This is a genomic window from Tunicatimonas sp., assembly GCF_049647865.1.
GTDB lineage: Bacteria > Bacteroidota > Bacteroidia > Cytophagales > Cyclobacteriaceae > Tunicatimonas.
The window spans coordinates 1-5,618 of sequence record NZ_JBARYM010000603.1; the positions used below are offsets into that span (position 1 = coordinate 1).

The 5,618-nt window shown below is 44.3% G+C and carries 6 protein-coding genes; 5 read left to right on the top strand and 1 reads right to left on the bottom strand.

The features are described from left to right. Positions 1-230: 230 nt before the first annotated feature. On the bottom strand, positions 231-689 hold the full coding sequence (locus tag WBA23_RS17675) for a nuclear transport factor 2 family protein (RefSeq protein ID WP_424583611.1): 459 nt from the start codon (positions 687-689) through the stop codon (positions 231-233). A 264-nt stretch (positions 690-953) separates the two neighbouring features. Between WBA23_RS17675 and WBA23_RS17680 the strand changes: the two genes are divergently transcribed. The 5 genes from WBA23_RS17680 (at position 954) to WBA23_RS17700 (ending at position 5,596) form a co-directional block, all read left to right on the top strand. Next, entirely contained in the window at positions 954-2,198 is a 1,245-nt protein-coding gene (locus WBA23_RS17680) for a putative DNA modification/repair radical SAM protein (protein ID WP_424583612.1), read from the top strand. Position 2,199: 1 nt separating this feature from the next. Further along, entirely contained in the window at positions 2,200-2,958 is a 759-nt protein-coding gene (locus WBA23_RS17685; protein ID WP_424583613.1) for a TIGR03915 family putative DNA repair protein, read from the top strand. Between the two features lie 120 nt (positions 2,959-3,078). Next, a complete protein-coding gene (locus WBA23_RS17690; RefSeq protein ID WP_424583614.1) occupies positions 3,079-3,459 on the top strand; it encodes a LexA family protein in 381 nt (126 codons plus the stop codon). A 79-nt stretch (positions 3,460-3,538) separates the two neighbouring features. Next, positions 3,539-4,273, top strand: a complete 735-nt coding sequence (locus WBA23_RS17695) for a hypothetical protein (protein WP_424583615.1) — start codon at positions 3,539-3,541, stop codon at positions 4,271-4,273. 162 nt (positions 4,274-4,435) lie between these two features. After that, entirely contained in the window at positions 4,436-5,596 is a 1,161-nt protein-coding gene (locus tag WBA23_RS17700) for a PQQ-dependent sugar dehydrogenase (RefSeq protein ID WP_424583616.1), read from the top strand. The last annotated feature ends 22 nt before the right edge of the window (positions 5,597-5,618 follow it).

Here is a 5,618-nt window from a genome sequence, read left to right on the forward strand (position 1 = left end):
GGTATAGATACATCTGCTATGGACCTAATTTACAATGTAGGAGATGCAGTAAATAAAATTGGGTTTGGTTTAGTGGTATACGCCACAGCCATGGGTGCTAGCAAAAGTGGTACGCCAACTGGTTATAACGAGCGAAGTACTGTTACCGCTTAACTTTTGACCATATCATATATAGAAAAGCACCACAAATTTGTGGTGCTTTTCTTTTGCTAGACAAACCACTTAGTCAACTAGCTGTTTAGCTCTTTTACCTCGATAAGTGAGCTATGGTAGCGAGCTTCTTTCCACTCTTCTCCTACTTTTTTCCAGATAATAGTAGCAATAACCGAGAACTGCATTTGCTTTTCTCCTACCACAAACATTTGGTCAAAATCTACTACGCTGTAGCCCATCTCGCTAGTCTGCTCAGCTTCGTAGTTGGTAACTTCAGACCAAGTTTTCGCTTGCATCTGATCTAATGTCTTAAACAATCCCGAAAACCATTTTTCCCATCCGGCTCGGTCGCGAATAATCTCAGACCCACCTTCGGTATTAATATCTACAATTCCGTAGTCGTCGTCACAAATTTGCGATAGACGATCAAAGTCATGATCGCGTACGCAGTTCAACATTTCTAAGGTTAAATCAAAGAATGGTTTCTTAAGCATTTTCTTAGGGTAATCGGGCGCGCTAGTTGTTAAAGTATTCATAGATTAATCAATGTTAGGTGATAGTAGAATTACCAATTGAATGTCATTTTTGTTTAATTTATTACAAATAAGAGTTACACATATTAAAGCTATTTTTATGAACAGGCTCTATTAGCTATTCTTATAAGAAGTGCACCTTTATCTTTAGCCTCTGCCGGTTTGGTAGCTTGATTAGTGTAAACGTCGTTCAAAATAGCCGTTTTGTAACCCCGAATATAAACGACCTTTTAGGAACACTTACCTTAACATTCTTGTTTTAAGAATATGCCTCAACCCGTGACTGAGAAACTAGCTATTCTGGCTGATGCCGCCAAATACGATGTAAGTTGTGCTTCTAGTGGTAGCAACCGAAAAAACACGAAAGATGGACTAGGTAACTCCCGAGGGATGGGAATCTGCCATACCTATACGCAGGATGGTCGTTGTGTTTCGCTGCTGAAAATTCTGTTGACCAACTACTGCATCTTTGATTGTGCTTATTGCGTGAGTCGCCGCTCCAACGATATTAAGCGGGCTGCATTCACCGTGCAGGAAGTGGTTGACTTAACAATTAACTTTTATAAGCGAAACTATATCGAAGGATTGTTCCTTAGCTCTGGGATTTTCAAAAATGCGGACTATACGATGGAGCGACTGGTGCGAGTTGCTAAGAAGCTACGTACCGAACATAAATTCAATGGCTACATTCACTTGAAAGCTATTCCGGGGGCGAGTGATGAGTTAATTCACGAGGCGGGTTTATACGCTGACCGACTGAGTGTAAACTTGGAGATTCCTTCTGAAGAAAGTTTGAAGAAGGTAGCCCCCGAGAAAGATTATGCTTCGGCTTACCAGCCGATGAACTTTCTTACCGAATCTATCACTGGTTATAAAGAAGAGAAGAAAGCACTACGCTCATCGCCTACGTTTGCTCCGGGGGGGCAAAGCACCCAACTAGTGGTAGGAGCCACTCCTGAAAGTGATTACCATATTCTGCACCTAGCCGATAGTCTGTACCAGCAGCAGAAATTGCGGCGAGTATACTACTCCGGCTATGTGCCCATTAGCAATGACCAGCGCTTGCCGGTGCTACACAGTCCGCCGCTGGTGCGCGAAAATCGCTTGTATCAGGCTGATTGGCTGTTGCGCAGCTACGGATTTGATGTGCACGAACTGATAGATGAACAAAATCCTGATCTGGATCAGGAGGTAGATCCTAAATTAGGCTACGCCCTACGGCATCCTGAGCAGTTTCCGGTAGATGTGAATACCGCTCCTTACGAACTGATTCTGCGGATTCCAGGAATAGGGGTTAAGTCAGCTCAAAAGCTGGTACAGGCCCGACGCTTTGGTAAGCTACGAGCTGAGCACCTTAAAAAAATCGGTATTGTGTGGAAACGGGCGCGCTATTTCTTAACCACCGCCGACCCAGATTTTCGCTGGCTGGGTTTTCATCCCGAGCATTTGAAGCAACGGATTTTAAACGAGCGTTCCCGAAAGCATTCCTCGCAGCTTACTTTGTTTGGATAGTATGGTGTTTACCTACGATGGATCATTTGACGGCTTACTATCAGTCATTTTTGAAAGTTATCGCTCAAAATCGGTAGAAGAAATTGCTGAAGAATCTACTTTTCAACCTGGACTTTTTGGCAAACCTATGTTCGTGCCTGTTAATCCTGAGTATAGCCAACGTGTCAAAAAGAAGTTAACTCAACACTGTGGTCCGAAGGTAGTAACTATGCTATATCATATTTTTCTATCTGAACAGCCCCAGGTAGAAATGCTTATCTACCGACTGGTGAAGTTAGCGGTGAGTAGTTCAGAAAATGTATTAGAAAACTTCCGAGAACCGATCATACTACAGAGTCACCGCATTCAGAAACAGATTCACCGGGAAGTGCATCGGATGCACGCCTTTGTTCGTTTTCAGCAAACGCAAGATGGTTTATATGCCGCTCTCATCAATCCTGATTTTAATGTGTTACCGCTACTACCTCCGCATTTCACCCAACGTTATCCGGCTTTTCGCTGGTTGATCTATGATACCAAGCGAAGTTACGGTCTCTATTATGAGCCGCACGAATCTCGCTTCATTACCCTGGATTCAGCTTTGCCGAAACAGTTGCCCCCCCAAGCGCTTACTGAAACCGAAAAGGATTATCAGCAATTATGGCAGACCTACTTCCAGCATGTTAATATTCCTGAGCGACGAAACGATAAACTACACCTCCAGCATGTACCCCGACGGTACTGGAGGTTTCTAAGCGAAAAGCAAAAGTTGCCGACATAAAGCGAAGACTTACATTCGCGAATCATTGAAAAAGAAGTTATGAAGATTTTATACTTAAATTAAGTATATTTTTCTTTTAAAAGATATATATTTGTCTTAACGAACCAATCTTTATCAGCCATGACACGTGAATCTTTATCTGAACCAGCCATTCAATTACAAAAGTTACCGTTGCTATCGGGCAATATTTTCGCTCAGAACCTTAATCTAACTGAATATGTGCTATCGCACTCGCCTTCTTGTTACTTTATTAAAGTGGAAGGAGAAAGCATGCGGTCGATGAACATTCACGACGGAGATCTGCTGGTTGTTGACCGCAATCTTTCAGCGGAAGCTAACGACTTAGTTATTGCTCTCGAAGACGATAAATTTCAACTCATGCAAGCTTCAGCTTATGATACCCAGCAGTACTCACTATCTTATGAATTATCTGCGACTACCCAAAAGAAGCCTATACAACTTTGGGGAGTGGTTACCTATATCATTCACCATTGCCGGTAGTAATACGCTTAGCAGCTTACTATCTGGTTGAACCTTATTAGCATTCGATAGTTTTCACTGATAACTAACCTAGAATTCTATGAAAACTTTACTATCGTGCTACCTGATAATTTTTCTAACCACTGCTGTCTCGGTACGGGCGCAAACTTCGCTAGACGGCAGTTGGAAGCTGACTAATGTTGGCGGTCAGTCACTGGTGGGTACCGAAATGGTAGCAATTCTGCAAGAGGGTTATTTTATGTTCGGTCAGTATCAATCCGATGGTAGCTTTATTAGTGCGGGTGGCGGGGGGTACGTTTTAGAAGACGGTGAACTAAATATTCTCTACGATTTCTTTACCGAAGATGCTTCCCAGGTGCGTAGCCCAATAACTTATTCAGCTCAAGTGTCTAATAATCAGCTTACGCTGAAGAATACGCCTAACGGTACTCAGGTATGGGAACGCCTGGAAGAAGAAGACACCCCGCTTGCCGGTGTGTGGCGGTTTGCTACCCGGGTAGATGAAGACGGCAACGAGGGCGAACGACGGAGGGCAGGTACCCGGATGACGATCAAAATCCTGTCGGGCAGTCGCTTCCAGTGGGCAGCCTTTAATTATGATACTAAAGAATTTATGGGTACAGGTGGTGGAACCTACGATGCTACCGAAGGCAAGTACACTGAGAATATTGCGTTTTTCTCTCGCGACGATAATCGGGTGGGTGCTTCTCTCTCATTTCAGTATAGCCGTACTGGCGATGATTGGTACCATAAAGGATTAAACAGCAAGGGCGAACCCATGCATGAAGTCTGGACCAAAGGGGTCAGCAACTGATTTCTTCTTCAGATCAATACGCATATCACTCCACACTGGTGCTTTCTGAGAATTTACTAGTAGAAAATGCTGGCTATCGTGGTTATTTATTACTAAATGCCTGTATAAAATAAACACGTTTTCGCTGCCTGAGTTGAACCTTCAGAACTAAACTTTTTTGTGATGAATATAGGAACCAACAAAGGACAACTATTTAGAGGATTAGCAATACTTACGTTTACCCTGCTGATGAGCTATGCCTACGGTCAGAAGGGACAAGTCGTAACCGATGCTGGTGCTATTAAGGTAAATAAAATAGTCGATAGCCTTAACCACCCCTGGGGCATTGCCCAGTTGCCCGACGAACGCCTGCTAATTACTGAAAGAAGCGGCCATCTTAGAATACTAAATAATGATAGCACTCTATCTGAGCCAGTAGAAGGCGTACCCGAAGTATTTAATACCGGCCAAGGAGGATTGCTCGATGTAGCCCTCGATCCAAATTTTGATACGAACCAAATGGTATACCTTTCCTTTGCCGAACCCGGAGAAGATAGCACAGCTTCTACCGCCTTGGGCCGGGGCAAGATGGTAGATAACCGAATTGAAGATTTTAAGGTAATCTTTCGGCAAAAAGATAAAGTGTCTGGCGCCAAACATTTTGGCGGGCGGATTGCATTTACTCCTCAAGGACAAATTTTTCTGTCGCTGGGCGAAAGGTTCAAGTTTGACCCAGCTCAGGACCTGACCAATCATCTTGGTACTGTGGTGCGCCTAAATCTTGATGGTAGCGTTCCTGAAGATAATCCGTTTATAGGTCAGAAAGATGCTCTGGAGGAAATTTGGTCGTACGGTCACCGAAATATTATAAGTGCGGCTATTGATCCGGCTACGGATAAACTATGGGTAGCGGAAATGGGACCAATGGGCGGAGATGAATTTAATCAACCAGCCGCTGGAAAAAACTACGGATGGCCCGTAGTAAGCTGGGGTAGCGACTACGATGGAGCCAGCATTCCGGAGCCTACCACCCGCCCGGAGTTTGCGGATGCCGCTATCCACTGGACTCCCACTATTTCTCCCTCAGGAATGATATTCTATACCGGAGAAACCTATCCGGAATGGCAAGGCACCGCCCTAATAGGCGGTTTAACTGCGAGTGGTATAGTACGAGTGCAGATCAACGGTGACCAAGCCGAAGAAGTGGAGCGCATTCCACTAACAGTACGCGCCCGTGATATAGAACAAGCGGCTGACGGCACCATTTACGTGATCACGGACGAGAAGAACGGTAAGCTTTTACACTTAACTCCATTGCAACCGGAAGGAGAAGCCAGGAAGTAATACTTGGTCAAAGTTCGGGGGG

Coding starts and splice junctions, on each gene's coding strand:
- WBA23_RS17685 (WP_424583613.1), top strand. CDS start 2,200: ATGGTGTTTACCTACGATGGATCATTTGACGGCTTACTATCAGTCATT.
- WBA23_RS17695 (WP_424583615.1), top strand. CDS start 3,539: ATGAAAACTTTACTATCGTGCTACCTGATAATTTTTCTAACCACTGCT.
- WBA23_RS17675 (WP_424583611.1), bottom strand. CDS start 689: ATGAATACTTTAACAACTAGCGCGCCCGATTACCCTAAGAAAATGCTT.
- WBA23_RS17690 (WP_424583614.1), top strand. CDS start 3,079: ATGACACGTGAATCTTTATCTGAACCAGCCATTCAATTACAAAAGTTA.
- WBA23_RS17700 (WP_424583616.1), top strand. CDS start 4,436: ATGAATATAGGAACCAACAAAGGACAACTATTTAGAGGATTAGCAATA.
- WBA23_RS17680 (WP_424583612.1), top strand. CDS start 954: ATGCCTCAACCCGTGACTGAGAAACTAGCTATTCTGGCTGATGCCGCC.